We start from the raw sequence: 23,801 nt of genomic DNA, 5'->3' as shown, positions 1-23,801 counted from the left end.
CTGAGCTGTGATGGGGAGCGCGTTACGCGCGAAGTTCCTGATTTCACACTGCCAAGAAAAGCCTCTAGCGAGGCGGGAGGTGCCCGTACCGCAAACCGACACAGGTAGTCGAGGAGAGAATCCTAAGGTGAGCGAGAGAACTCTCGTTAAGGAACTCGGCAAAATGACCCCGTAACTTCGGGAGAAGGGGTGCTCATTGGGGTGCAAGCCCTGATGAGCCGCAGTGAATAGGCCCAGGCGACTGTTTAGCAAAAACACAGGTCTCTGCAAAACCGTAAGGTGAAGTATAGGGGCTGACGCCTGCCCGGTGCTGGAAGGTTAAGAGGAGGAGTTAGCGCAAGCGAAGCTCCGAATTGAAGCCCCAGTAAACGGCGGCCGTAACTATAACGGTCCTAAGGTAGCGAAATTCCTTGTCGGGTAAGTTCCGACCCGCACGAAAGGCGTAACGATCTGGGCACTGTCTCAACGAGAGACTCGGTGAAATTATAGTACCTGTGAAGATGCAGGTTACCCGCGACAGGACGGAAAGACCCCGTGGAGCTTTACTGTAACCTGATATTGAATTTCGGTGCAACTTGTACAGGATAGGTAGGAGCCGTAGAAGGGGGAGCGCCAGCTTCCCTGGAGGCGCCCTTGGGATACTACCCTGGTTGTACTGAAATTATAACCCGCAAGCCTGATCGGCTTGGGAGACAGTGTCAGGTGGACAGTTTGACTGGGGCGGTCGCCTCCTAAAAGGTAACGGAGGCGCCCAAAGGTTCCCTCAGAATGGTTGGAAATCATTCGCAGAGTGTAAAGGCATAAGGGAGCTTGACTGCGAGACCTACAAGTCGAGCAGGGTCGAAAGACGGGCTTAGTGATCCGGTGGTTCCGCATGGAAGGGCCATCGCTCAACGGATAAAAGCTACCCCGGGGATAACAGGCTTATCTCCCCCAAGAGTCCACATCGACGGGGAGGTTTGGCACCTCGATGTCGGCTCATCGCATCCTGGGGCTGTAGTCGGTCCCAAGGGTTGGGCTGTTCGCCCATTAAAGCGGTACGCGAGCTGGGTTCAGAACGTCGTGAGACAGTTCGGTCCCTATCCGTCGTGGGCGTAGGAAATTTGAGAGGAGCTGTCCTTAGTACGAGAGGACCGGGATGGACACACCGCTGGTGTACCAGTTGTCTTGCCAAAGGCACCGCTGGGTAGCTATGTGTGGACGGGATAAGTGCTGAAAGCATCTAAGCATGAAGCCCCCCTCAAGATGAGATTTCCCATTGCATAAGCAAGTAAGATCCCTCAAAGACGATGAGGTAGATAGGTCCGAGGTGGAAGCACGGTGACGTGTGGAGCTGACGGATACTAATCGATCGAGGACTTAACCAATCATTTCAATGTCGTTATCCAGTTTTGAGAGAACAACCTCTCATATAGTGAAGTGACGATGGCGAAGAGGTCACACCCGTTCCCATACCGAACACGGAAGTTAAGCTCTTCAGCGCCGATGGTAGTAAGGGGCTTCCCCTTGTGAGAGTAGGACGTCGCTTCGCAAAAAGGCACCACAATAGTGGTGCTTTTTTATTGCAAAAGTTGAAGCCCCTTACTAACAAGGACTGAAAGTCCGATCGGCGCGATACAGAAACCACATGCTAAACAAAAGTAAAATAAATATTTGAAGGAGACGAGAAGCACGGGGACCAAGAAGTTCAAGGAAGCGAGGCAGCCCGGAGCGGAGCGTACTATGTACGTGAGCACCGGACTGCCGAAGCTAACACAGAAATTCGCTGGTCAACGTGCTTCGGAGTTAGCGCCGATGGTAGTTAAGGGGTCCCCTTGTGAGAGATAGACGAGCGCTTCGCAGAAGGCACCACAATAGTGGTGCTTTTTTTTATTGCAAAAATAAGCTCCCAACTACCAAAGACCGAAGGTCAGGTCGGCGCGAACAGGACGTTGTTTTTCAATATACCACTGCAAAAGGTTCATTTCGTAAAACCCAACGGTTTAAAAAATGAAGTCAAATATGACTGATTATCAAGCAATTCAATGCCATTTATTAATTGAATGATGAAGTTAGTCGTAATCCCCTTCATGATATATTTAAAAAATAAATAGTTGGGTTGCATCTTTTAATTAGTTAATAGCCATTTTTAATGTTGGAAGATATCAAATTTCATAATTGCATGTAAAAAGAGCAAAATAAATCTAGTTTAGCGTTACATATCTAAATTAAAATAGTGTAACACAAAATGACAATTTCCAATAGTCCGAATACTTTTTCTATTTGTTAGATTCTTGACACTAGGAAAACATGTTGTTAATCTTACTATTAATATTCGTTTTGTACTTAGGAGGAATAATCGAAATGTGGGAGACGAAGTTTGCAAAAGAAGGATTAACATTCGACGATGTATTATTAATACCAGCGCATTCAGCAGTATTACCAAAAGAAGTAGATTTATCAGTACAACTTACACCAAAAATCAAATTAAATATTCCTATTATTAGTGCTGGAATGGATACAGTAACTGAATCTAGAATGGCGATTGCAATGGCACGTCAAGGTGGAATCGGGATTATTCATAAAAACATGTCCATTGAAGAACAAGTAGAAGAAGTAGAAAAAGTAAAACGATCTGAAAATGGTGTCATTACGAATCCTTTCTTTTTAACACCAAGTCATCAAGTGTTTGATGCTGAACATTTAATGGGTAAATATCGCATTTCGGGTGTTCCAATTGTAAATAATGAAGAAGAACAAAAATTAGTGGGAATTATTACAAATCGAGATTTACGTTTCATTTCCGATTATTCATTGAAAATTGAAGAAGTAATGACAAAAGAAGATTTAATAACAGCTCCTGTAGGAACGACATTAGAAGAAGCTGGGAAAATATTACAAAAGTATAAAATTGAGAAACTTCCAATCGTAGATAATGAAGGAAAATTAACAGGTTTAATTACAATTAAAGACATCGAAAAAGTAATAGAATTCCCAAATGCAGCAAAAGACAGCATTGGTCGACTTGTAGTAGGTGCTGCTGTTGGGGTTTCAAAAGATACAAGTGCCCGTGTAAAAAAATTAGTTGAAGCGCAAGTAGATGTTATTGTTATTGATACAGCTCATGGCCATTCTCAAGGCGTAATTGATACAGTTAAAGAAATTCGAAATGAATATCCAGATTTAGAGATTATTGCAGGAAATGTTGCGACAGCTGAAGCGGCACGTGCATTGTTTGAAGCAGGAGCGGATGTAGTAAAAGTAGGTATTGGCCCTGGATCCATTTGTACGACTCGTGTTGTAGCAGGTGTAGGTGTACCACAAATTACAGCGATTTACGATTGCGCAACAGTTGCTCGCGAATATGGTAAAACAATTATTGCAGATGGTGGCATTAAATATTCCGGTGATATCGTGAAGGCTCTTGCAGCAGGTGGACATGCTGTTATGCTTGGTTCACTTCTTGCAGGAACAACAGAATCACCTGGTGAAACAGAAATTTTCCAAGGACGTCGTTTTAAAGTATATCGTGGAATGGGTTCTCTTGCTGCGATGGAACAAGGTTCAAAAGACCGTTATTTCCAAGAAGATGCGAAAAAATTAGTTCCTGAAGGCATTGAAGGACGTGTACCATACAAAGGGCCTCTTGCTGATACAATCGAACAATTAGTGGGTGGTATCCGTTCAGGAATGGGATATTGCGGAGCTCCTAACTTAGAACATTTACGCGAAAAATCTCAATTCGTCCGCATGACAAATGCAGGTCTTCGTGAATCTCATCCACACAATGTACAAATTACGAAAGAAGCTCCAAACTATTCTCTTCAATAATTTGAAACCTAAACACTCTTCTAACGTCACTGTAGATGTTAGAAGAGTGTTTTTTCTTGTTCGTTACACACATCGAATACTATCTATGGTAAAATGAGCGAAGATGATAATAATGAGTGGAGGTACATTTAAGTGAAAACAGCAAGGAAGACATCAATGATCAGCTTACTCATGATTCCAATTCTGTTAATTAGCATGATTGTTACGACACCCCAAGCCAATGCTGAAACAGATTTAGGATTAAATGTTGGGGCTGCCATTTTAATTGATGCAGATTCAGGGAAAATATTATACGAGCAAAATGCTGACACACCGCTTGGTATTGCGAGTATGTCAAAAATGATGACAGAGTATATTTTATTAGATGCGATTAAAGCTGGTACAGTTAGTTGGGATCAAGAATATCGCGTGACGGAATATACATATAAGTTGTCACAAAATCGTGCATTAAGTAATGTGCCGTTAAGAGCAGATGGAACTTATACGATTCAAGAATTGTATGAGGCAATGGTAATTTACTCTGCAAATGCTGCTACAGTGGCAATCGCTGAAACAGTAGCTGGAACGGAAACAGAGTTTATAAAGCTAATGAATAAAAAAGCGGAAGAATTAGGACTAGAAGGGTATAAATTTGTCAATTCAACAGGATTAAATAATGCTGATTTAATGGGCATGCATCCTGCTGGGACAGGTCCGGAAGATGAAAACGTAATGCCAGCTCGCTCAGTTGCAAAACTTGCCTATCATTTACTGAAAGATTATCCTGAAGTTTTAGAGACTGCTAGCATTCCGAGAAAAACGTTCAGAGAAGGTACAGATGATGCCATTAAGATGGAAAACTGGAACTTCATGTTGCCAGGGTTGGTATATCAATATCAAGGTGTCGATGGATTGAAAACAGGTACAACTAATTTAGCGGGATACTGTTTTACAGGAACTGCTGAACGAAATGGTACACGTTTAATTTCAGTTGTAATGAATGCTGTTGATTCAAACGGTGTTGGTTCATATAAAGCGCGTTTTGATGCAACAGCAAAATTGTTCGATTATGGTTTTAGCCAATTTGCAAAACAAGAAATTATTCCAGCCGACTTTTCTGAAAAAGGAAAAGAATCTATTAAAGTCATTAAAGGAAAAGAAGATAAAGTAAAAATTGCTGTAAAAGAACCTTTATCCATGCTTGTAAAAACATCAGAAAAAGATTTATATCAACCAAAGTTAGTGTTAGATAAAGAGTCCCTTGAAGCGAAAGTTGAAAAAGGGACGGTAGTTGGGAAAGTCGTAATTGAAAGAAAAGAAGGTTCTGATTACGGTTTTATCGATGGTAAAGAAATGGCTGTTGATGTAGTAACAGCAGACGATGTTGAACGAGCAGGATTTATCTCATTATTCTTCCAAGGAATCGGTAATTTCTTCAGTAATCTTTGGGGAGGCATTACTGGTTTTGTAGGAGGCTTATTTTCATAACAAATTAGGCAATTAAAACTTTTCGCTAATAGAATTTATTTCAAGAAAGCTAGGAACCACTAGATGTGGATTCTTAGCTTTTTTTCTTTGATATATATTCTAATACTTTTGGAAATTAAATGTAAATTTTATACAAAATGGTATATAATTGGCGTTTGGCGATGGCAACTATCCGTTGCATCTTCATGCGCCCATAGCTCTCTTTACTTCATACTACTTTTAATCGATACTGAACATAAGAAAGGAGTTGCCGTCGATGACATTTAGTGAACGATTAAAAAATGAAAGGGAAAAACGAGGTTGGACACAAGCAGATCTTGCAGATAAACTTCATGTCAGTCGTCAATCAGTATCAAAATGGGAAACTGGAAAGAACTATCCAAGTATTGAAGTAATTATTGCACTAAGCGATTTATTTGGTATTACAATAGATGAAATGTTAAGGAGTGACGATGATTTGAAGGAAAAAGTAATTCAAGATAGTAAAAAATTAGCTCACCCCAAATTAAAATCGTTTTTTGACAGTTTATTTTTACTAGGGGTATTATTAATACTCATTAAAATCATCATTCTAGGTTCCAATTTATTTTTTTATACGAATATAACAATTCTTGATGGTTTACCTAAAGTGATTTCAAATTTCTTACCATTGGTATTAATGATTATTGGTGGAACTGGTTCAGAACAATTAAAAAAGAAATTTGCAGATTAAAGAAAAAATATTGCTTGGGAAATATTTATGGGAAATATATGTATAATATACTAATATAAAAAACTCGCTAAGACATCTATAGTTTAGCGAGTTTTTTATTTTTTTGTACGTTCCAACATTCCATCAATTGGTGGATACTTTCCTCTATTTGATTTAAAGGAATACCTCCGAATCCAAGCAAGAAGGTAGGATGTTCATATTCAATGGGCTTTAACAAATAATTGGTTACAGGAGTAATGTTGATGCCATGATGATTTGCAATTTGCTTCAGTTGGTCAACATTTTTGCCGCTAGGAATCGAGATTAGCACATGCATTCCAGCTTGGTCTCCTGTTATTTTTATATCAGGATAAAAAGTAGTTAGCGTATGTTTTAATTTATCATGTTTTTTTCGATAAATTTTCCTCATGCGATTTAAATGTTTAGAGAAATGACCATCTTTCATAAAATTGGCTAATATGTGTTGAACGAAACGTGGGACCGTTGCTGAGTAATAACTAAATATTTCTTTATATTTCATTAATAAATGATGAGGCAATACCATATAAGCAACCCTAAGTGATGGCATCAATGATTTTGTAAATGTGCTCATATAAATCACTTTATCATTTTGATCTAAACCATGTAGGGCTGGAATGGGTTTGCCAATGTAGCGAAACTCACTATCATAATCATCTTCAATAATATATCGATTAGGTGCTTTGCTTGCCCATTTCAGCAGTTGAGTTCTTCTTGTAGCTGACAGCACTGCCCCTGTCGGGAATTGATGTGATGGAGTAATATAGACGATATTAGCATTTGTTTGTTCAAGTTCATCAACTACTAAACCTTCCTCATCCACAGAAATAGGAATGGCATTATTATTTAAATGAATTCTCGGTATTGCTGAGTAACCAGGGTTTTCAAGGGCTAATATGAAATCATCTTCAAATAAGCGCAAAATCATCGGTAATAAAAGCTCAGTTCCAGAGCTAATAACGATTTGCTCAGGTTTGCAATGGATACCTCTCGATTGAAATAAATAATTGGCAATTTCCTTTCGTAACTCTACTTCTCCTTGGGGTTCACCCATTTGTAATAACTCTTTTGAAGTAATATCAAATATATCTTTTACATACTTTCTCCATACAACAAAAGGGAAGGATTCTTCATCAACTTTACCAGGATGAAAATCATATCGATATTGTTTTTGTTCTTTTTGGGGAATTTCGATTGTCGTTTGTTTTTTTTCTACGTAAGGCAGTTCATCAATTTCTTCAACAAAATAACCTACACGGGGAATAGATGTAATATATCCTTCCGCTAATAATTGAGAATATGCAATTTCAATGGTAGTTTGACTAATATTTAAAAACCCCGCTAATTTTCGCTTAGATGGCAATTTCGTTCCTACTTCAATTTGTTTTTGAATAATTGCATTTTTTATGCCGCTGTAGAGTTGTTCATACAAAGGTTTAGCATTTTCTTTTTCCAATTGGAAGATCAGCATGTCCATCGTATATACCTCCAACTGACCATATAACTTTTTATAATTTTGGAACTTTTTATATTGTCAAAAATCATTATACTAAAAATCAACAAATAATAGGAGGTAATAATATGGAAAATTTTAAAGAAATTAACATCCCCAGAGGCGGCGTAATCATGGATGTTGTGAATGCTGAGCAAGCAAAAATTGCAGAAGCGGCAGGTGCTGTTGCGGTAATGGCATTAGAAAAAGTTCCATCAGATATACGAAAAGAAGGCGGAGTAGCTAGGATGGCTGATCTTCGCATTATTGAGGAAGTAAAGAATGCCATATCCATTCCGGTGATGGCAAAAGTAAGAATTGGCCATATTGTGGAGGCACGTATTTTAGAATCAATAGGTGTAGATATGATTGATGAAAGTGAAGTATTAACACCAGCGGATGATGAATTCCATTTGTTAAAAAAGGAGTTTAACGTACCTTTTGTTTGTGGGTGTCGCGATTTAGGAGAAGCAGCGAGGAGAATTGGAGAAGGGGCAGTCATGTTGCGTACGAAGGGTGAAGCTGGCACAGGAAATATTGTGGAGGCTGTACGCCATATTCGCAAAGTAAATGCCCAAATTCGTCAAGTTGTCAACATGAGTAATGATGAATTAATGGTTGAAGCAAAAAAATTAGGTGCCCCTTATGAGTTGTTGCTAAAAATTAAAGAATTAGGCCGATTACCGGTATTAAATTATGCAGCAGGTGGAGTGGCAACACCGGCAGATGCCGCTTTAATGATGGAATTAGGTGCAGACGGCGTGTTTGTCGGTTCCGGTATATTCAAATCGGAAAATCCGGAAAAGTTTGCAAGAGCTATTGTTGAAGCGACAAAAAATTATAATGATTACCCACTTATAGCTGAACTTTCAAAGGATTTAGGTAATCCTATGAAAGGCATTGATATTGCGACCCTTTCGAAAGAAGAACTTTTGCAAGTTAGATAAAATTTGTTAAAAGAAAGATAATAAAGTCTTTTCTTGCAAAATTGAATGGGATATAGTACGCTATGGTTAAAATCGATTAGCGATAATGCGATGATTGGAAGTAGTAACAAGTCAGTTTTTTTTAGAGAGTCAGCGGTTGGTGGAAGCTGATAAAAACCCTTGTGAATCCGTCCATGAGTTGCCCAGCTGAAATGTTTAGTAGGATTGGGTCGGTTGAAAAGCCGTTATGAAATAAGAGGATTAAACATTTTGTTTAATCAACTAGGGTGGCAACGCGGGTAGCTCTCGTCCCTTTTGGGATTGAGAGCTTTTTATATGGAAAATTTCATAATAAGTTTGGAGGAATAAACATGCTAGATATTAAACGTGTCCGTGACAACTTTGAAGAAGTAAAAAAAATCCTGTTAACACGCAACGAAGATTTAGGAAATATTGATGAATTTGAAACTCTTGATTCAAAACGCCGTGAATTAATTGCAAAAGCGGAAGAATTAAAAGCAGAGCGCAATAAAGTATCAGAGCAGATTGCTGTGATGAAACGCAATAAAGAAAATGCTGATGAATTGATCGTTCGCATGCGTCAAGTGGGAGAAGAAATTAAACAGTTGGATGCAGAGCTTCAGGAAATTGAGGAAAAGTTCAAAGATATGATGATGCGTTTGCCAAATATTCCTCATGAATCTGTTCCAATTGGTGAGAGCGAAGATGATAATGTTGTGGAATATACTTGGGGAGAAGTGCCGGAGTTCCAGTTTGAAGTTAAACCACACTGGGATTTAGCTACAGATTTAGGCATCATCGATTTTGAAAGAGCTGCAAAAGTAACGGGAAGCCGTTTTGTATTTTACCGCGGCTTAGGTGCAAGACTTGAGCGAGCACTGATGAATTTTATGATGGATTTGCATGTGGAAGAGCATGGGTATGAGGAAATGCTCCCTCCAGTCATTGTCAATCGAGACAGTTTATTAGGAACTGGACAATTACCAAAATTTGAAGAGGATGTATTTAAACTTGTCGATACTGACTATTTCATGATTCCGACTGCTGAAGTGCCAGTAACGAATTTCTATCGGGATGAAATATTAAGCGTTGATATGTTGCCTAAAGCGTTTGCTGCCTATAGTGCATGTTTCCGTTCAGAAGCAGGATCTGCGGGTCGAGATACACGCGGATTAATCCGCCAACATCAATTCAATAAAGTAGAGCTTGTCCGCTTTGTTAAACCGGAAGAATCTTATGAACAATTAGAGTTATTAACAAGCCATGCAGAAAAAGTACTTCAATTATTAAACTTGCCTTATCAACGTGTGAAAATGTGTACTGCTGATTTAGGCTTCACTGCTGCTAAAAAATACGATTTAGAAGTATGGATGCCATCACAAAATAAATATCGTGAAATTTCATCTTGCTCAAACTTTGAAGATTTCCAAGCGAGACGTGCAAATATCCGCTTCCGTCGTGAACAAGGAGCAAAACCAGAATACGTTCACACATTAAATGGTTCAGGACTTGCTATTGGTCGTACAGTTGCTGCCATTTTAGAAAATTATCAAAAAGAAGATGGAAGTGTCATTATTCCTGAAGTATTAAGACCATATATGGGTGGAAAAGAAATGATGACACCACCTAAAAAATAAAAGTAATAAAAAGAAGCATACCGAGTAAAAGGTATGCTTTTTTCTTTTTGCTAGAATGCATTTCCGTTTTCTTAATATTCCTAATGATTTAATTAAATGGAAAATTTATATTGAATAAATGAATTCGGAATAATATAATTTTTTAAACAAGTATAAATATTGATAAAAATCAATATTTATTTTTTACTATTTTGTTATTTTAAATATTGGGAGGAGGAAATACCTATATAAAAATTATTAAACTGACATCTTTTTGAAACTTTTTTATCAGGGGGTATGTTTGTTTTGTTTAAGAAATTGACAATTAAACGAAAGTTGTTGATTATTTCTACTGCTTTGTTGCTCATTCCTTTAGTTGTAGTAAGCTTCATAAATTTCATGCAAACTGAAGAAAGTTTGAATGATTTAGGGAAAAACAATTTGAGCAACAGTGTTGAAATGACGTTAGAAATGATTAATAGTTTATCGAAATATGTTGATAGAGGGGAAATTTCATTAGAGGATGCGCAGGAAAAAGTAAAAGAAGCAATTTTAGGAAGCAAGAATGAGGAAGGATTACGACCAATCAATAAAAATATCGATATAGGAGAACATGGTTACTTATTTATCGTCGATGAAAAGGGAACTATGCTTGCGCACCCAACAAAAGAAGGCGAAAATAGTTGGGATGATGAAGATACAAAAGGATTAAAATTCATACAAGAAATTATCAAAGTGGGACAATCAGGTGGAGGATTTGTTTATTATGATTATCCATTAATCGGAAATGAAAATCAGATTGAAGAAAAAGTAGCTTATTCAAAAGTGGATTCAAACTGGGGATGGATAATTGGTGCAAGTACATACATGATGGATTTTAATAAGCCTGCAAATAATATTTTAAAAGTGAATTTGTTTACGTTGTTGATAGCAGTAATCATAGGTTTAATTGTTATATGGGTATTTACAAATAGCATATCAAAGCCTATTCAAATGGTTATGGAAAGAATGAATTTACTTTCTCGAGCAGATTTAAGCCCTGAGCCGTTAAGGATTAAATCGAAGGATGAAACTGGCCAATTAGCTTTGGCAATGAATGATATGCAAGATAAGTTGAAGAATATTCTGCAAGAAATTGCGAAAAACTCGGAAATTGTCTCAAGTAGTAGCGAAGAATTAACGCAGGCTGCAAATGAGGTAAAACTGGGTGCAAATCAAATTGTCGTGACAATGGAGGAACTTGCTCAAGGTTCCGAAAAACAAGCAGATAATGCAAGCAACTTATCTTCCATAGCAACGAACTTTGTAGCGACTTCTCAAGAGGCAAACGAGCACGGAGAACGTGTTCAGCAAAGAGCAAAAGAAATATTGGCATTAACAAATGACGGAAGCCGTTTGATGGAATCTTCCGCTAAACAAATGCAAACAATCGATTACATTGTTCGTGATTCAGTCGGTAAAGTGAATGAACTTCATACCCAAGTACAAGAAATCTCTCAATTGGTTATAGTCATTAAAGAGATTGCTGAGCAGACAAATCTTTTATCTTTAAATGCTGCAATTGAAGCGGCAAGAGCAGGAGAACATGGAAAAGGATTTGCTGTTGTTGCAGAAGAAGTTCGAAAACTGGCTGAACAAGTAGCATATTCTGTAACGGATATAACAAAGATTGTAAATAATATTCAGGAAGAATTTAGTGTTGTGACAGAAGCGTTAACAAATGGTTATAAAGAAGTTGAGCAGGGGTCTACTCAAATAAAAACAACACACGAAACATTTACTACGATTCAAAATTCTTTGCAAGAAATGGTCGATAGTATCACGGTTGTAGCTGAAAATTTATCAACCATCGCAACAAACAGTAGTGAGATGAACAGTTCGATTCAAGAAATTGCTGCAATCTCTGAAGAGGCTGCTGCCGGTATTGAAGAAACAACGGCTGCATCAGAACAGACAAATAGTGCAATGGAAGAGATTTCTGCGAGTTCTGAACAACTGGCAGTCCTTGCTGAGGAATTAAATCGACTAGTTCGACAATTTAAATTGAGATAAACAAGGGGACGAGGGTTCCTAAAAAGTTATTTAAATGCTTCCTTTGCGTCTGTCGCTCTCGCTTTCGTCACAGAAAATGCAATGAGGAGGCGCGTTTGATGTAACCACCGCAGAGAAAGAGTTAAAAAATATTTATTGTAAGATTTGAGCCTGATCAAAAGTTCAAAACTTTTATGATCAGGCTCTTTTATTTTTAGAAGAATAAAAATCCAATACTGATAATAATTCCTGTAAAAATGAGAACGAATACACAGAATCCCATAATATCTTTTGCTTTTAAGCCCGCAATGGCAAGTGCAGGTAGAGCCCAGAAAGGTTGAATCATGTTCGTCCAAGCATCACCCCAAGCAATAGCCATAGCCGTTTTCGCATAATCAGCCCCCATCACTTGAGCTGCTTCTAACATGATTGGTGCTTGCACCGCCCATTGACCTCCACCAGAAGGAATAAAGAAATTGACTAAACCAGCAGAATAAAATGTAAATAAATAGAAAGTTGTATCGTTCGAAATAGCAATAAACCACTCAGAGAAGACAGCAGCTAAACCTGAATTTGTCATCATCCCCATAATCCCTGCATAGAAAGGGAACTGAAATACGATGCCACTTGCTGTTTTAATGGCATTTTGAGTAGCGGCTAAGAAGCGTTGTGGTGTTCCGTGTAAAATAATTCCAAGAATCACGAAGATTGTGTTCACAATATTTAAATCAAGAGCAAAACCTTTCGTTGCAAAATGATAAACAAGATACGTTACACCAATAATTCCAATTAAAATAGTTAAAATATAGCTTCTTTCTGAACGAGAAGCAAAAGTATTTACAGGCGGTGGGAATTTCTTCTCTTCTTCTACTAATAAAGCTGGATCCACTTCTACTACATCATCATCTTTTGGCATCATCCAGCGGTTAAAGAATGGAAGAGTGAAAAGGATAACCAGTACAATAAATAAATTATAAGAAGTAAAAATTGTTCCCGAAGTAGGAACTACGCCCATTATCCCTTCAAAAGGATGCCCTTCAGTTGCTACTGATAGAGGAATGGATCCTGCCAACCCACCGTGCCAAATAATAAAACCAGAATAAGCACTAGCAATTAATAAGCGATAGTCCACTTTTTTTACATGACGAGCGATTTCTTTAGCAAAAATAGCTCCGATTACTAAACCGAATCCCCAATTAATCCAGCAAGCAATTAAAGAAACAAATGTAACAATAATAATGGCCATACCAGGGGATTTGATGCTGCTTGCAATAGCAGTTAGAAATTTTTTAAATAAAGGGCTATTTGCTAGTACGTGTCCAGCAGTTAGTACAACGACCATTTGCATCGTAAATGCTAGTAATCCCCAGAATCCATCTCCCCAATAAATAACCATATCAAGTGGTGAGGAGGGGGTTAATACAACACCAAGAATTACAACGAGTACTGATAATATTGCAACAAAAATATATGGATCAGGTAAATACTTTTCCATAATAGCATTTGATATTCTCGTTAAAAACTTCATATTTTCATGTTCCTCCTGATTCTAAAAAAAGTTAGATATTTTATAGATACGAAAAATCAGGAGAAAATATGATATATATTTTAAAAAATAACATAATATGATAGGTGGATAGTTTTAAAAATATAATTGTGACTGATTTCTCAATCACAATTTTCCTTCTCATTCAATTTCATTTTTCGTTTTTCTTCTTTTTTTCTTTCTCGAATCGCTTTAAAAAAATTTGTTAATAGAGAGCCGCACTCATCAGCTAAAACACCTTCTGTCACATCACATTCGTGGTTTAATCGAGAATCGTTTAATAGACGATATAATGAATCGACACTACCAGCCTTAGGGTCCCGTGCACCATATACGACCCGAGGGATTCTTGATTGTAGAATTGCTCCAGCACACATTGGACATGGTTCAAGGGTCACGTATAATGTCGTTTCTTCTAACCGCCAGCTCCCAATTGCTTTGCAAGCTTCTTGAATTGCCATTAGTTCCGCATGCGTAATAGCGTTCTGAGTTGTTTCCCGCAAGTTGTGGGAACGAGCAATGATTTGATCTTGATAGACAATAACAGCACCGATGGGAACTTCACCAAGAGTTTCCGCTTTTTTTGCTTCTTTAATTGCTTCACTCATAAAATATTCATCTTTATCATATAATTCCACATTCCTCTCTCCTTCGGTGTAAGTGTATCATGATTTCATGATTGAATCATCTTCATGCTTGCCGTAACAAAATGCAAGAAAAAATAAAATAGAATTTTGAACCTTTTACATTGAGTTAATAATTTTTCGATATAATGGAAGTAAAAGAGAAGGTGACTTGATTGCGTATAGCGGTTTATTGTGGTTCATCATCAGGAAAATCGTCGGTTTATGTAGAAAAAGCAATTGAATTAGGGAAAATGATTGCACGTAGCGGATACGGGCTTGTTTATGGAGGGTCAACTCAAGGTTTAATGGGGAAAGTAGCGGATGCAGCTCTTGCAGAAGGCGGAGAAGTAATCGGAGTCATGCCGGAACATTTAGTGAATAAAGAAAAATTGCATAAAGGATTAACTGAATTATATATCGTTGAGTCAATGCATGCTCGAAAAAAGAAAATGTCGGATCTTTCCGATGCTTTTGTGGCGATACCGGGTGGTTGCGGAACACTTGATGAGTATTTTGAAGCTTTTACTTGGGCGCAAATAGGATTACATGCAAAACCTGTTATTTTATATAATGTAAATGGCTTTTATGATGGTCTAGTGCAACATTTTGAAAAAATGATGGAAGAAGGATTTTTAAGAGCATCACAACATGAATTGTTTTTAGTAGCAACTTCATTAGAAGAGCTATTTGAAATGTTGGAAATGAGCAATGGAAATCTTGTGAATAAAGATGTTTAACAATATTCGAATCCTGGGATAGTGTAAATACACTAATCAAGGATTCTTTTATTTTTTATCATAAAAAAAGGGAGAATATTTTCTCCCTTTAATGGAAGATGAGCATTGCTACGAGTAGAGGTATGGACATTAAGACTAATACCCCGATACTCCACAAAGTTTGTTCAGTAGTAGTCATGTTCTTCGGTCTTAAGCTAATGGAATCATATAAATCATTAATGGCTTTTTGTTCTTTATTATAAAGCATTGTTTGAAACTCATCGTAATCTTCAATATATGAATAGGGTGAACGTGCGCCAAAGCGAATGTCACGAATATCATCTGTAACATCTTGATTATTATGAAGATAGATAATAGTTGGTGAGAGACCACCATTTGACTTTGCAATGACTTCGATATCATACGTTGCCATCCGGTAGACTTTTTTCCCTTGTTCATTGATGCATTCTTTTATTAAGCGGTTCATTATCATTGCCGTGTCACTCCTTGTAGAATTATGTAATTTTTATACAGTGTAACCATCTTATAAATTTTTACGCATAACACGTGATCACAGAGCAATGATGGTTATTCATAGTATATGTATTTGTAGGAATGCTAACTTCTTAACTTTATTAAAATTTAGTGAAATTAGTTGCAAATTATATAGAAAAAGGAAAGTTTATCCTATAATATAGAATTATTAAAATATTATGTAAATTCAAAGGGGTTATGTCGACATGTCCAATTTAATTGAAAAATATTTAGCGATACCAACTACTGCAATATCTGATGCTACAGGGGGACATACAAATTTAGATGCAAAAATCAAACCGTTGAGCGATCATTTTAAAATTGCTGGACGAGCTGTAACGGTTAGATTGCCAGATGGGGAAAATAAAGCTGTATTAGAAGCAATTAATATCGCACAAAAAGGGGATATTCTTGTTATTGATGCAAAAGGGAATACAAACCGAGCAGTAGCAGGGGATTTTGTAGCTTCTCTTGCGAAAGGATTGGGGATTCAAGGGTTTGTTGTCAATGGTGTAATACGTGATATTGCAGCAATTCGAGAATTAGATTTTCCGGTGTTTGCCCTAGGAACAACCGTTGCTAGTGGAAATAAACATGGTGGTGGTCGAGTAAATGTTCCGATTGCCATTGGTGGTGTGAGCGTCCAACCAGGAGACTTCATTATTGGAGATGTAGACGGTGTTGTTGTTGTTCCACAAGGAGAAGAAGAAGAAATTTTGAAAAAAGCCGAAGAAAAACTAGCAAAAGATGAAGCGAGAGAAAAGGAAGCATTAGCAAACGGGGAAGAATCAATACGCCAATATATTGAAAAAGCTTTATCAAAATAAAAATTTATTATTTTCTATTCATAAAAAAATTTTCTGAAAAATATTAAAAGGGGCATTTTTGCCCCTTTTTTTGTGCGCCCGGCATGTACATGAACTATAGGGTGTAAGTCCCGAACCCCGAAGACAGAAGTAGAGGTTAGCCAAGAGCAAGGGTGTCCGTGGTGACGCGGAATCTGAAGGAAGCTGGAGGCAAAACACCGGTCCGAGGAACACGAACCTCATATAAGGCTAGGTATGATTGAGTGAGTTTGCAAAACAAAACAAAGCTCTTTCTGTCGAAGGTCATATCGAGTAAATGAGGCGGATAGATGGTGTGAAAGTGCATGTACTTACCCGGGGAGGTCTGGCGGATAGGTGAAGTTCGCTTCATAACCTACTTAGTGATAAGTAGCTGAACCGTCAGAAGTCAGCAGAGGTCATAGTATTAGTTGGTTTAGAACTACTAAGAAGGACCGAACAATTAAGAGAGAATAGCCCTTGGCATTCAGTGAGTCATGATGAACACAGAAAACGTAGTACCTCACTTGAGGAAGGAAGCGGTGAATCCCGTGTTGTTCAGTAAATTTACGATAAAACCCATAATTCTTAATCCTACACTTATGAGGGGATTATACAAAGTTATGAATAAAAAGGAAGAAATTGCTTTTTTTATACTACAATGTTTGTAAATCATCGAAAAAGAAAAGAGAGAAAAATGGAGGTGAAAAATATCGAGTAAAACTATGTATCTCACAAATCATCAGATTATTTAGAACATTTTTTATTGTGATTATAGTAAATAGGAGGTATTAGTATGAAAAAGTATTTTTATTCTTTATTTCTTTTATTTACATTCTTACTGTATTTGTAAATGTACCAGCAGCAAATGCACAAGTTGAGGATAACAAAGAAATCATTTATCAAGCTCAAGAAATTACAGATATAGATGAATTGCTTGAAAGGGCTTTAAATGGAGTTCATGAAGTTGAATTGAATAATATTGAGTTACCTAAATATCAATTAACAAATTCAAACAAAATAAAATCGTCTACATTAACAAATAGTGAATTAAGCGAAGATTTTAACGTTACGAATGTTTCTACATCTCAATTGTTAAAAGTAGAAAAAATTGGAGATGTTGAAATTGAAGAATTCGCCATTACTACTTTTGGATTAGTAGAAGAAACGGACAATATTAATGGTTTCAATATAGCATCCGCAGAATCCGGAAATAAAGGCGAAGAAAAATGGGATTCTTCTTATAGTGTAAAGGCTTACTCAACTATTTATTATTCAAGAAAGAAAGAAAATAATATCGAATACGCAAAGATTACAAAAGCTACTGGAGGATGGAAAATTAGTGATTCAACGGTTTCTATTACGAGCAGAAAAGTATCCGTTGGTACTAGTGGATTCCCAAGTCTAACTCAGGCTAAGGATTATTCACCAACTTCAAATGAATGGTCTTATTCTTCTGATTTTAAAGACTGGAAATATGTAAGTCTGCAATATACTCATTATGTGGGAGCGACTTCTACTGCTACTTTAAAAAGTAGAGGTGGTTCTGTATGGACTCTACAATTACAAAATAATATCTAAACTCCATAAGTGTATTTAATTATTTTTTTAGAAAGGATATATAATGAGCGTTAAAAATATGTCAAAATCGATTTTCAGCATTCTTTTCGTTGTATTACTCTTAGCCGGTTGTTCTAATAATCCTTCTGTAGAAATAATTAGTGCGACAGTTGAGATAGAAAAGAATAATTTAGTAGAAGATAGTGATGAATTAGAATTTGTTAACTTGCATTATAATTTCGTTTTAAAAAATGTTGGAAGAAAGGATCTTGGAGGAGATAAGCGTTTAAATGACGCAACATACGATTATGATGACGGTATAAAAATTTATATTGAACCCAGTGAAAAACTGAAAGCCATTTCGGAAGAACTAATTGGGATAAATATCTATGATAAGAAAAAAAATTATGGTACGGGGCATACAGGTTTACCAGTTCTTAAACCTAATCAAGAAGGCGAATTCTCGCTTGATTTTGTATTAGGTGCCTTAAAGGACAATGAACAATTAAAAGCTGCACCATCTTCCGAACAGTTAGAGAAGTTAAAAGAAAATGCAATGGATGCCACTTTAATGGTTATGGTCGAGGATGAAACAATCGCACAGTTTGACCTTAATAATTTAGAATAATTGAACTTTTGCTAAAAAGCACTTTCGATATATTCATAATGACCCCATATAAAAGGGATTCATTATGAATATCGGAAGTGTTTTTTTTGTGGAATTTGCAAGGTGTAACGAGAATAGGAAGTAAAGCGGTATCTGTATTCAATTTTTCCACATTCCGTAAAGTTTATTCTTTAACTTTTTCCAAAAAACATAAATATTTCCAAATAAAAAGGTCTTAACACAAAATTTCCGTTGACGGTAATTTAGTTTTTCGATGTGCGCCCGGCATGTACATGAACTATAGGGTGTAAGTCCCGAACCCCGAAGACAGAAGTAGAGGTTAGCCAAGAGCAAGGGTGTCCGTGGTGACGCGGAATCTGAAGGAAGCTGGAGGCAAAACACCGGTCCGAGGAACACGAACCTCATATAAGGCTAGGTATCATTGGATGAGTTTGCACAACAAAACAAAGTCCTTTCTGCCGAAGGTGATACAGAGTAAATGAAGCAGATAGATGGAAGGAAAGATTACATTCTTACCCAGGGAGGTCTGATGGATACGTGAAGTACACTTCAAAACCTACTTAGTGATAAGTAGCTGAACCGTCAGAAGTCAGCAGAGGTCATAGTATTAGTTGGTCTAGAACAACTGAGAAGGACCGAACAATTAAGAGAGAATAGCCCTTGGCATTCAGTGAGTCATGATGAACACAGAAAACGTAGTACCTCACTTGAGGGAGGAAGCGGTGAATCCCGTGGGGGACCTCTTGGAGGGTGGAGTGACCACTGGCATAAGAAGATAAGCTATTCACGGAAGGAGAATAACGATGCTTTTGAATCAAATCCTGTCACGGGAGAATATGCTTCAAGCACTAAAACGTGTAGAACAGAATAAAGGAAGCCATGGAGTAGATAAGATGCCCGTACAAAATCTACGACAGCACTTAGTCGAAAACTGGCTATCTATTAAGGAGGCAATTCTCAAGGGAACTTATGAACCAATGCCAGTCCGCAGAGTCGAAATCCCGAAACCAGACGGCGGTGTTCGTTTACTAGGAATCCCGTAACAGACCGTTTGATTCAACAAGCTATTGCTCAAGTACTTTCAAGAGTATACGACCCAACATTCTCTGAAAACAGCTACGGATTTCGACCAAACCGAAGTGCTCATGATGCGGTGAGGAAAGAGAAAGAATATATAAGAGATGGACATCGATGGGTTGTAGATATGGACTTGGAGAAATTCTTTGATAAGGTCAACCATGACAGATTAATGGGTACACTCGCGAAGAGAATCCAAGATAAACCATTACTGAAATTGATTCGTAAGTATTTACAATCGGGAGTCATGATTAATGGTGTGGTGTCAAGCACATTAGAGGGAACTCCACAAGGAGGACCATTAAGTCCGCTACTATCTAACATTGTACTAGATAAAGAATTGGAAAGAAGAGGACACAAATTCGTTCGATATGCGGATGACTGTAACATTTACGTGAAAAGTAAACGAGCAGGACTTCGCACAATGGCAAGCGTATGAATGGGGAAATACTCGGAAGAGTTATTGGCGTATTTCAAATAGTCCAATATTACACAGAACCCTTGGTAACTCCTATTGGAGAAACCAAGGGCTGAAAAGTCTTGAAGCTCGTTATGAAAACTTGCGTCAATTATCTTAATTGAACCGCCGTATACGGAACCGTACGTACGGTGGTGTGAGAGGACGGGAGTTAATCGCTCCCTCCTACTCGATTAATCAAATCGAAAATTTATTTCGCTAACTCTGCAAGATATTCTTCCTTTTTATTTTCATCAAATCGACCTTCCCATTTGGACATAACGATCGCTGCTAAAGAGTTACCAACTACGTTTACGGCAGTACGAGCCATGTCAAGAATACGGTCGATACCAGCGATAAATGCTAAACCTTCTAATGGAATACCTACAGAACCTAAAGTTGCAAGTAATACAACGAATGATACTCCAGGTACCCCTGCAATACCTTTAGAAGTAACCATTAGTACTAGTACTAATGTAACCTGTTGAGCAATTGTTAAATCAATGCCGTATAACTGAGCGATGAAAATAGCAGCAATTGCTTGGTATAAAGTTGAACCATCTAAGTTAAATGAATAACCTGTAGGGATAACAAAGGATGTAATATCTCTTGGACATCCAAACTTCTCCATTTTTTGCATGATGCGTGGTAATACCGTTTCAGAACTAGATGTGGAGTACGCTAAAATAAGCTCGTCCTTTAAAATTTTAATTACTTGGAAAATATTTATATTTACAATTTTCGCTGTAATTCCTAAAACAACGATTACGAAGAAAATCATCGCACCATAAACTGTAATGACTAATTTACCAAGTGGAATCAATGATTCTAATCCAAATTTTGAAACGGTTACAGCCATTAAACCGAATACCCCAAATGGAGCAAATTTCATTACTAAGTTTGTTACCCAGAACATGGCATCTGCTACACCTTGCGCAATGTCAAGGACTGGTTTTCCACGATCACCTATCGCTGCAACTCCTAAACCGAACAATACGGAGAAGAAGATAACGGATAACATGTCGGCTTCTGCCATTGCTTTCACGACGTTTGTTGGTACAATGCCAACAATCGTATCAATAAAACCACCATCATGTTCTACTTGTTCAGTTGTTTCAACATAGGATGAAATATCCGTTTGTTCCAACTGATTCATATCAATACCTTCACCAGGTTTAAACACGTTTGTAATGAGTAAACCAATAATGATGGCAATCGTTGTAATAATCTCAAAATATATTATCGTCTTACCACCAAGGCGACCAAGTTGTTTTAAATCGCCTGTACCAGCTACACCTACAATCAACGTTGAAATGATGATTGGTACAACAATCATTTTAATTAAGTTTAAAAAGATGGTGCCAAGTGGTTTCAAATATGTTTCGACAGCTGGATTTTCATAAAATACAGCCCCTACAACTATCCCCAATACTAACGCAATTAAAATCTGTGCTGCTAAACTGAGTTTGAATTTCTTTTTCAAAATATTCCCCCCTGTTTAAATAAAAAAAATAACCAAAATAATATTAAAAAGTTTCATACAAAATCCGACAAAATCCGATAAAAATTTTTTTAATTTGCCTTATTTACAATATCTGCAAATAACACTTGGATGAACTTTTTTATGTTAATTTTTACTTTTTTTTCTTCGTTATTTCTAATTTGATTCATTAATTTTCTAATTTCTGTAAATTCAAAATAGCGGGGGGCGTAATATTCAAACTCTGAGTTTGTATAATCTACTAAACCTAAGTTTGCAAGGTTAATCATAGCAGCTAATATCGTTCGACGAATACGCTGTTCAATTGATTTACTTTCTTTTATGATTTCATCAGGAGTGGTTTTTGTCAGACCAGCAACTCGCTCATACAACTCTTTTAATGGTGGAAGAGGTGTATTTTTTTGTTTATCTGCCATCAATAATTCTATGATTTTTGTAATATCTTCACTCCCTACCTCTCCAATAATCCCCATATCATTTAAGATGCTTAAAACATGATCACGTGTTGATTTTTTGGAATGATGGATGCTAGGTGTCTCGAAATTTGAAAGAGATTGTCGTATTGCGGAAATGGAGCTTTTTAATCGATATTGTTCCTCAGTTTTTCTTAATACCATTTCTACTTCTACCTTATTAATTGGCTTATGGATAAAAAATTCAATTCCTTTTTCGTAAGCTTGAGCGACCATCTCTTTATTAATGACTTGAGAAATCATAATAAACTTTCCATCGTAAAGATTTTCCCGAAGTTGTTCTATCGTTGCTAACCCGTCTAATATAGGCATTAATAAATCAATGATAACGAAATCTGGCTGCATCACTAATATTTGGGTAATCGCTTCTTGTCCATTGGAGGCTTCTCCAATCACTGTTCCAAGTTGGCTATCTTCAATAATTTGGGTGATCATGGCACGGCTTGCACGATCGTCATCAACTATAAAATACCTCATTACGATTCTCCTTTTTGCAGTATATTTAATGGAAGTTTGATTGAAAAGGTTGTCGTTTCATTGCTTATTACATCAATCGATCCATTTAGTTTGTGAACGATAGCTTGTACATGGGATAAGCCGATTCCAGTCGAAGGTACGCCTTCACTGTTGAATTTTGTAGTATATCCTGGGTCGAATATGACAGGGATTAAATTTTTTGGAATGCCAATACCTGTATCTTCTACTGTAATAGTTGTGAAGTCCTTAGATGTGTTTATCGCAATATGGATTGTTCCTTCCTCTTCAATTGCTTCTACAGCATTTGCAACTAAATTATTCATTAGTGCAAGTAAAGGAAGATGTTGTTTTGTATAAAAATCTTGATTATAGGAAACTTTGAATTGAATTTTTTTATTTAGCATTTCACTGTATTTTTCATTCGCTTCCTTTACATATTGAAGTAAATCGGAGATGAAATAAGCATCTAATTGTTCCATTTTTAAGATTTTTGATAAGCCTGCATAAATTCTTTGTTCATCTTTTTTGACTTCGTGAATTTCTTGAGCAATTGAAATCGCTTTAATACTTAGCAATGGATCTATCTTTTTTAATTGTTCATATAAACTATAACTATTAGCGGTAATATGTTCGATTTCGTTCATGGATTTTTTTAAATATAATGCTTCTACGTAAAGGGTTGAGATGAAGTTTAATAATTGTTGCATTTGTCTTTTTTGTTCTTTTACAGTGATAGTACTATAAATACCGATGACGAAGAAGCTACGGATGATGGCAACTAAAAGTAGTAATGCAACTTCTTTGATTGTTACAGAAATGTCTGTAATAAATAATGTGGTTGTTAGCTGTTCAACAAAATTACTTACAAATTCAACGATGGTTACCAAACTTGCTAATAAGAAAGGTTTCGATTTGTTTTTTTCAAGTTTGATAATGCTTAGACCTATAGCAAATAAAATATAAAAAAGACCTGCTGGAATATGAGAAATTAATGAAACCGAAAATGAACTTATTAATAATAGTTCATCTAATAATGCACGAAAAAGGACTACAACGATTCCAGTTATGCATCCAGTATGAATCAGCGGTAATGGTCGAATCAAGACTACTAATAAAAATATTACGGTTCCTAAACCGATTCGGAAAGGTGCACCTTCAAAAGGAATGACTTTCACTTCACTTGCAATAGCTGTCAAAATTGCAACAATGAATATCAACAAATAATCATACCGATAGTTCATTGATTTTGCTTGTTCCATAATAACTCCTTAAAAAAATAGTTCTTCCAT

Annotated in this window: 18 protein-coding genes, 2 rRNA genes, 1 pseudogene and 1 other annotated feature (1 of these 22 running past the window's edge); of the genes and pseudogenes, 14 read left to right on the top strand and 7 right to left on the bottom strand. The window is 36.8% G+C overall.

Annotation, left to right across the window (positions count from 1 at the left end):
- The 5 genes from UtA1_RS02725 to UtA1_RS02705 all read left to right on the top strand — a co-directional run.
- A 23S ribosomal RNA gene (locus tag UtA1_RS02725) occupies nt 1-1,367 on the top strand (it extends 1,560 nt beyond the left edge of the window).
- A gap of 48 nt (nt 1,368-1,415) precedes the next feature.
- Nucleotides 1,416-1,531: ribosomal RNA gene (gene rrf / locus UtA1_RS02720) — 5S ribosomal RNA — on the top strand.
- An 812-nt stretch (nt 1,532-2,343) separates the two neighbouring features.
- Nucleotides 2,344-3,810, top strand: coding sequence for an IMP dehydrogenase (gene guaB, locus UtA1_RS02715; RefSeq protein WP_096549959.1), 1,467 nt, complete (start codon nt 2,344-2,346; stop codon nt 3,808-3,810).
- Nucleotides 3,811-3,966: 156 nt separating this feature from the next.
- Nucleotides 3,967-5,277: a serine hydrolase gene (locus UtA1_RS02710; protein WP_202947431.1), complete on the top strand. Its 1,311-nt coding sequence runs from the start codon at nt 3,967-3,969 to the stop codon at nt 5,275-5,277.
- Nucleotides 5,278-5,533: 256 nt separating this feature from the next.
- The gene (locus tag UtA1_RS02705; RefSeq protein ID WP_096549958.1) at nt 5,534-5,989 is read left to right on the top strand and encodes a helix-turn-helix domain-containing protein; all 456 of its coding nucleotides are present in this window, start codon (nt 5,534-5,536) and stop codon (nt 5,987-5,989) included.
- Between the two features lie 76 nt (nt 5,990-6,065).
- Here the strand turns inward: UtA1_RS02705 and pdxR are convergent, their stop codons facing one another.
- Nucleotides 6,066-7,484 carry a MocR-like pyridoxine biosynthesis transcription factor PdxR gene (gene pdxR / locus UtA1_RS02700; protein WP_172597816.1) on the bottom strand — a complete coding sequence of 473 codons (1,419 nt, stop codon included), beginning with the start codon at nt 7,482-7,484 and terminating at the stop codon, nt 6,066-6,068.
- A 104-nt stretch (nt 7,485-7,588) separates the two neighbouring features.
- Between pdxR and pdxS the strand changes: the two genes are divergently transcribed.
- From pdxS to UtA1_RS02685, 3 genes are all read left to right on the top strand, one after another.
- Nucleotides 7,589-8,446, top strand: coding sequence for a pyridoxal 5'-phosphate synthase lyase subunit PdxS (gene pdxS, locus UtA1_RS02695; RefSeq protein WP_096549957.1), 858 nt, complete (start codon nt 7,589-7,591; stop codon nt 8,444-8,446).
- Between the two features lie 81 nt (nt 8,447-8,527).
- Nucleotides 8,528-8,742, top strand: a binding site (T-box leader).
- A 54-nt stretch (nt 8,743-8,796) separates the two neighbouring features.
- Complete coding sequence (gene serS, locus UtA1_RS02690) at nt 8,797-10,083, top strand: serine--tRNA ligase (protein WP_096549956.1); 1,287 nt, start codon at nt 8,797-8,799, stop codon at nt 10,081-10,083.
- 276 nt (nt 10,084-10,359) lie between these two features.
- The gene (locus tag UtA1_RS02685; protein ID WP_172597815.1) at nt 10,360-12,114 is read left to right on the top strand and encodes a methyl-accepting chemotaxis protein; all 1,755 of its coding nucleotides are present in this window, start codon (nt 10,360-10,362) and stop codon (nt 12,112-12,114) included.
- 193 nt (nt 12,115-12,307) lie between these two features.
- On the opposite strand, the gene UtA1_RS02680 is transcribed toward UtA1_RS02685, so the two are convergent.
- Nucleotides 12,308-13,621, bottom strand: coding sequence for a short-chain fatty acid transporter (locus UtA1_RS02680; protein ID WP_096549954.1), 1,314 nt, complete (start codon nt 13,619-13,621; stop codon nt 12,308-12,310).
- Nucleotides 13,622-13,761: 140 nt separating this feature from the next.
- A complete protein-coding gene (tadA, locus tag UtA1_RS02675; RefSeq protein ID WP_096552370.1) occupies nt 13,762-14,247 on the bottom strand; it encodes a tRNA adenosine(34) deaminase TadA in 486 nt (161 codons plus the stop codon).
- Between the two features lie 191 nt (nt 14,248-14,438).
- On the opposite strand from tadA, the gene UtA1_RS02670 reads away from it, so the two are divergent.
- Nucleotides 14,439-15,002 (top strand): LOG family protein, encoded by a 564-nt coding sequence (locus UtA1_RS02670; protein WP_016839535.1) that lies wholly within the window; start codon nt 14,439-14,441, stop codon nt 15,000-15,002.
- A gap of 88 nt (nt 15,003-15,090) precedes the next feature.
- Here the strand turns inward: UtA1_RS02670 and UtA1_RS02665 are convergent, their stop codons facing one another.
- Entirely contained in the window at nt 15,091-15,474 is a 384-nt protein-coding gene (locus UtA1_RS02665) for a sodium:proton antiporter (RefSeq protein ID WP_096549953.1), read from the bottom strand.
- A gap of 247 nt (nt 15,475-15,721) precedes the next feature.
- Here UtA1_RS02665 and UtA1_RS02660 point away from each other — a divergent pair, with 247 nt between their 5' ends.
- The 5 genes and pseudogenes from UtA1_RS02660 (at nt 15,722) to ltrA (ending at nt 20,182) form a co-directional block, all read left to right on the top strand.
- The gene (locus tag UtA1_RS02660; RefSeq protein ID WP_016839533.1) at nt 15,722-16,342 is read left to right on the top strand and encodes an RraA family protein; all 621 of its coding nucleotides are present in this window, start codon (nt 15,722-15,724) and stop codon (nt 16,340-16,342) included.
- Nucleotides 16,343-16,836: 494 nt separating this feature from the next.
- A complete protein-coding gene (locus UtA1_RS16945; protein ID WP_172597813.1) occupies nt 16,837-17,010 on the top strand; it encodes a hypothetical protein in 174 nt (57 codons plus the stop codon).
- Between the two features lie 262 nt (nt 17,011-17,272).
- On the top strand, nt 17,273-17,920 hold the full coding sequence (locus tag UtA1_RS02655; RefSeq protein WP_096549952.1) for a hypothetical protein: 648 nt from the start codon (nt 17,273-17,275) through the stop codon (nt 17,918-17,920).
- A gap of 43 nt (nt 17,921-17,963) precedes the next feature.
- Nucleotides 17,964-18,527: a hypothetical protein gene (locus UtA1_RS02650; RefSeq protein WP_016839529.1), complete on the top strand. Its 564-nt coding sequence runs from the start codon at nt 17,964-17,966 to the stop codon at nt 18,525-18,527.
- Between the two features lie 803 nt (nt 18,528-19,330).
- A pseudogene (gene ltrA, locus UtA1_RS02645) lies at nt 19,331-20,182 on the top strand (group II intron reverse transcriptase/maturase).
- Nucleotides 20,183-20,272: 90 nt separating this feature from the next.
- Here ltrA and gltP read toward each other — a convergent pair.
- The 3 genes from gltP to UtA1_RS02630 all read right to left on the bottom strand — a co-directional run bounded on the left by gltP (nt 20,273) and on the right by UtA1_RS02630 (nt 23,771).
- The gene (gene gltP / locus UtA1_RS02640) at nt 20,273-21,544 is read right to left on the bottom strand and encodes a glutamate/aspartate:proton symporter GltP (protein WP_096549951.1); all 1,272 of its coding nucleotides are present in this window, start codon (nt 21,542-21,544) and stop codon (nt 20,273-20,275) included.
- An 89-nt stretch (nt 21,545-21,633) separates the two neighbouring features.
- A complete protein-coding gene (locus UtA1_RS02635) occupies nt 21,634-22,512 on the bottom strand; it encodes a response regulator (RefSeq protein WP_096549950.1) in 879 nt (292 codons plus the stop codon).
- The gene (locus UtA1_RS02630) at nt 22,512-23,771 is read right to left on the bottom strand and encodes an ATP-binding protein (RefSeq protein WP_096549949.1); all 1,260 of its coding nucleotides are present in this window, start codon (nt 23,769-23,771) and stop codon (nt 22,512-22,514) included. Before UtA1_RS02630 ends, UtA1_RS02635 begins: the two co-directional genes overlap by 1 nt.
- Nucleotides 23,772-23,801 lie beyond the last annotated feature (30 nt).

The sequence above is a fragment of the Ureibacillus thermosphaericus genome (assembly GCF_002370195.2).
Classification (GTDB): domain Bacteria; phylum Bacillota; class Bacilli; order Bacillales_A; family Planococcaceae; genus Ureibacillus; species Ureibacillus thermosphaericus.
The sequence above is the reverse complement of the archived record's forward strand: the minus strand, read 5'-3'. Positions and strand labels throughout refer to the sequence as shown.

Excerpts from the sequence above, each read along its gene's own strand:
- guaB (WP_096549959.1), top strand. The coding sequence starts at position 2,344 with ATGTGGGAGACGAAGTTTGCAAAAGAAGGATTAACATTCGACGATGTA.
- UtA1_RS02710 (WP_202947431.1), top strand. The coding sequence starts at position 3,967 with ATGATCAGCTTACTCATGATTCCAATTCTGTTAATTAGCATGATTGTT.
- UtA1_RS02705 (WP_096549958.1), top strand. The coding sequence starts at position 5,534 with ATGACATTTAGTGAACGATTAAAAAATGAAAGGGAAAAACGAGGTTGG.
- pdxR (WP_172597816.1), bottom strand. The coding sequence starts at position 7,484 with ATGGACATGCTGATCTTCCAATTGGAAAAAGAAAATGCTAAACCTTTG.
- pdxS (WP_096549957.1), top strand. The coding sequence starts at position 7,589 with ATGGAAAATTTTAAAGAAATTAACATCCCCAGAGGCGGCGTAATCATG.
- serS (WP_096549956.1), top strand. The coding sequence starts at position 8,797 with ATGCTAGATATTAAACGTGTCCGTGACAACTTTGAAGAAGTAAAAAAA.
- UtA1_RS02685 (WP_172597815.1), top strand. The coding sequence starts at position 10,360 with ATGTTTGTTTTGTTTAAGAAATTGACAATTAAACGAAAGTTGTTGATT.
- UtA1_RS02680 (WP_096549954.1), bottom strand. The coding sequence starts at position 13,621 with ATGAAGTTTTTAACGAGAATATCAAATGCTATTATGGAAAAGTATTTA.
- tadA (WP_096552370.1), bottom strand. The coding sequence starts at position 14,247 with ATGAGTGAAGCAATTAAAGAAGCAAAAAAAGCGGAAACTCTTGGTGAA.
- UtA1_RS02665 (WP_096549953.1), bottom strand. The coding sequence starts at position 15,474 with ATGATAATGAACCGCTTAATAAAAGAATGCATCAATGAACAAGGGAAA.
- UtA1_RS02660 (WP_016839533.1), top strand. The coding sequence starts at position 15,722 with ATGTCCAATTTAATTGAAAAATATTTAGCGATACCAACTACTGCAATA.
- UtA1_RS16945 (WP_172597813.1), top strand. The coding sequence starts at position 16,837 with ATGATGAACACAGAAAACGTAGTACCTCACTTGAGGAAGGAAGCGGTG.
- UtA1_RS02650 (WP_016839529.1), top strand. The coding sequence starts at position 17,964 with ATGAGCGTTAAAAATATGTCAAAATCGATTTTCAGCATTCTTTTCGTT.
- UtA1_RS02635 (WP_096549950.1), bottom strand. The coding sequence starts at position 22,512 with ATGAGGTATTTTATAGTTGATGACGATCGTGCAAGCCGTGCCATGATC.
- UtA1_RS02630 (WP_096549949.1), bottom strand. The coding sequence starts at position 23,771 with ATGGAACAAGCAAAATCAATGAACTATCGGTATGATTATTTGTTGATA.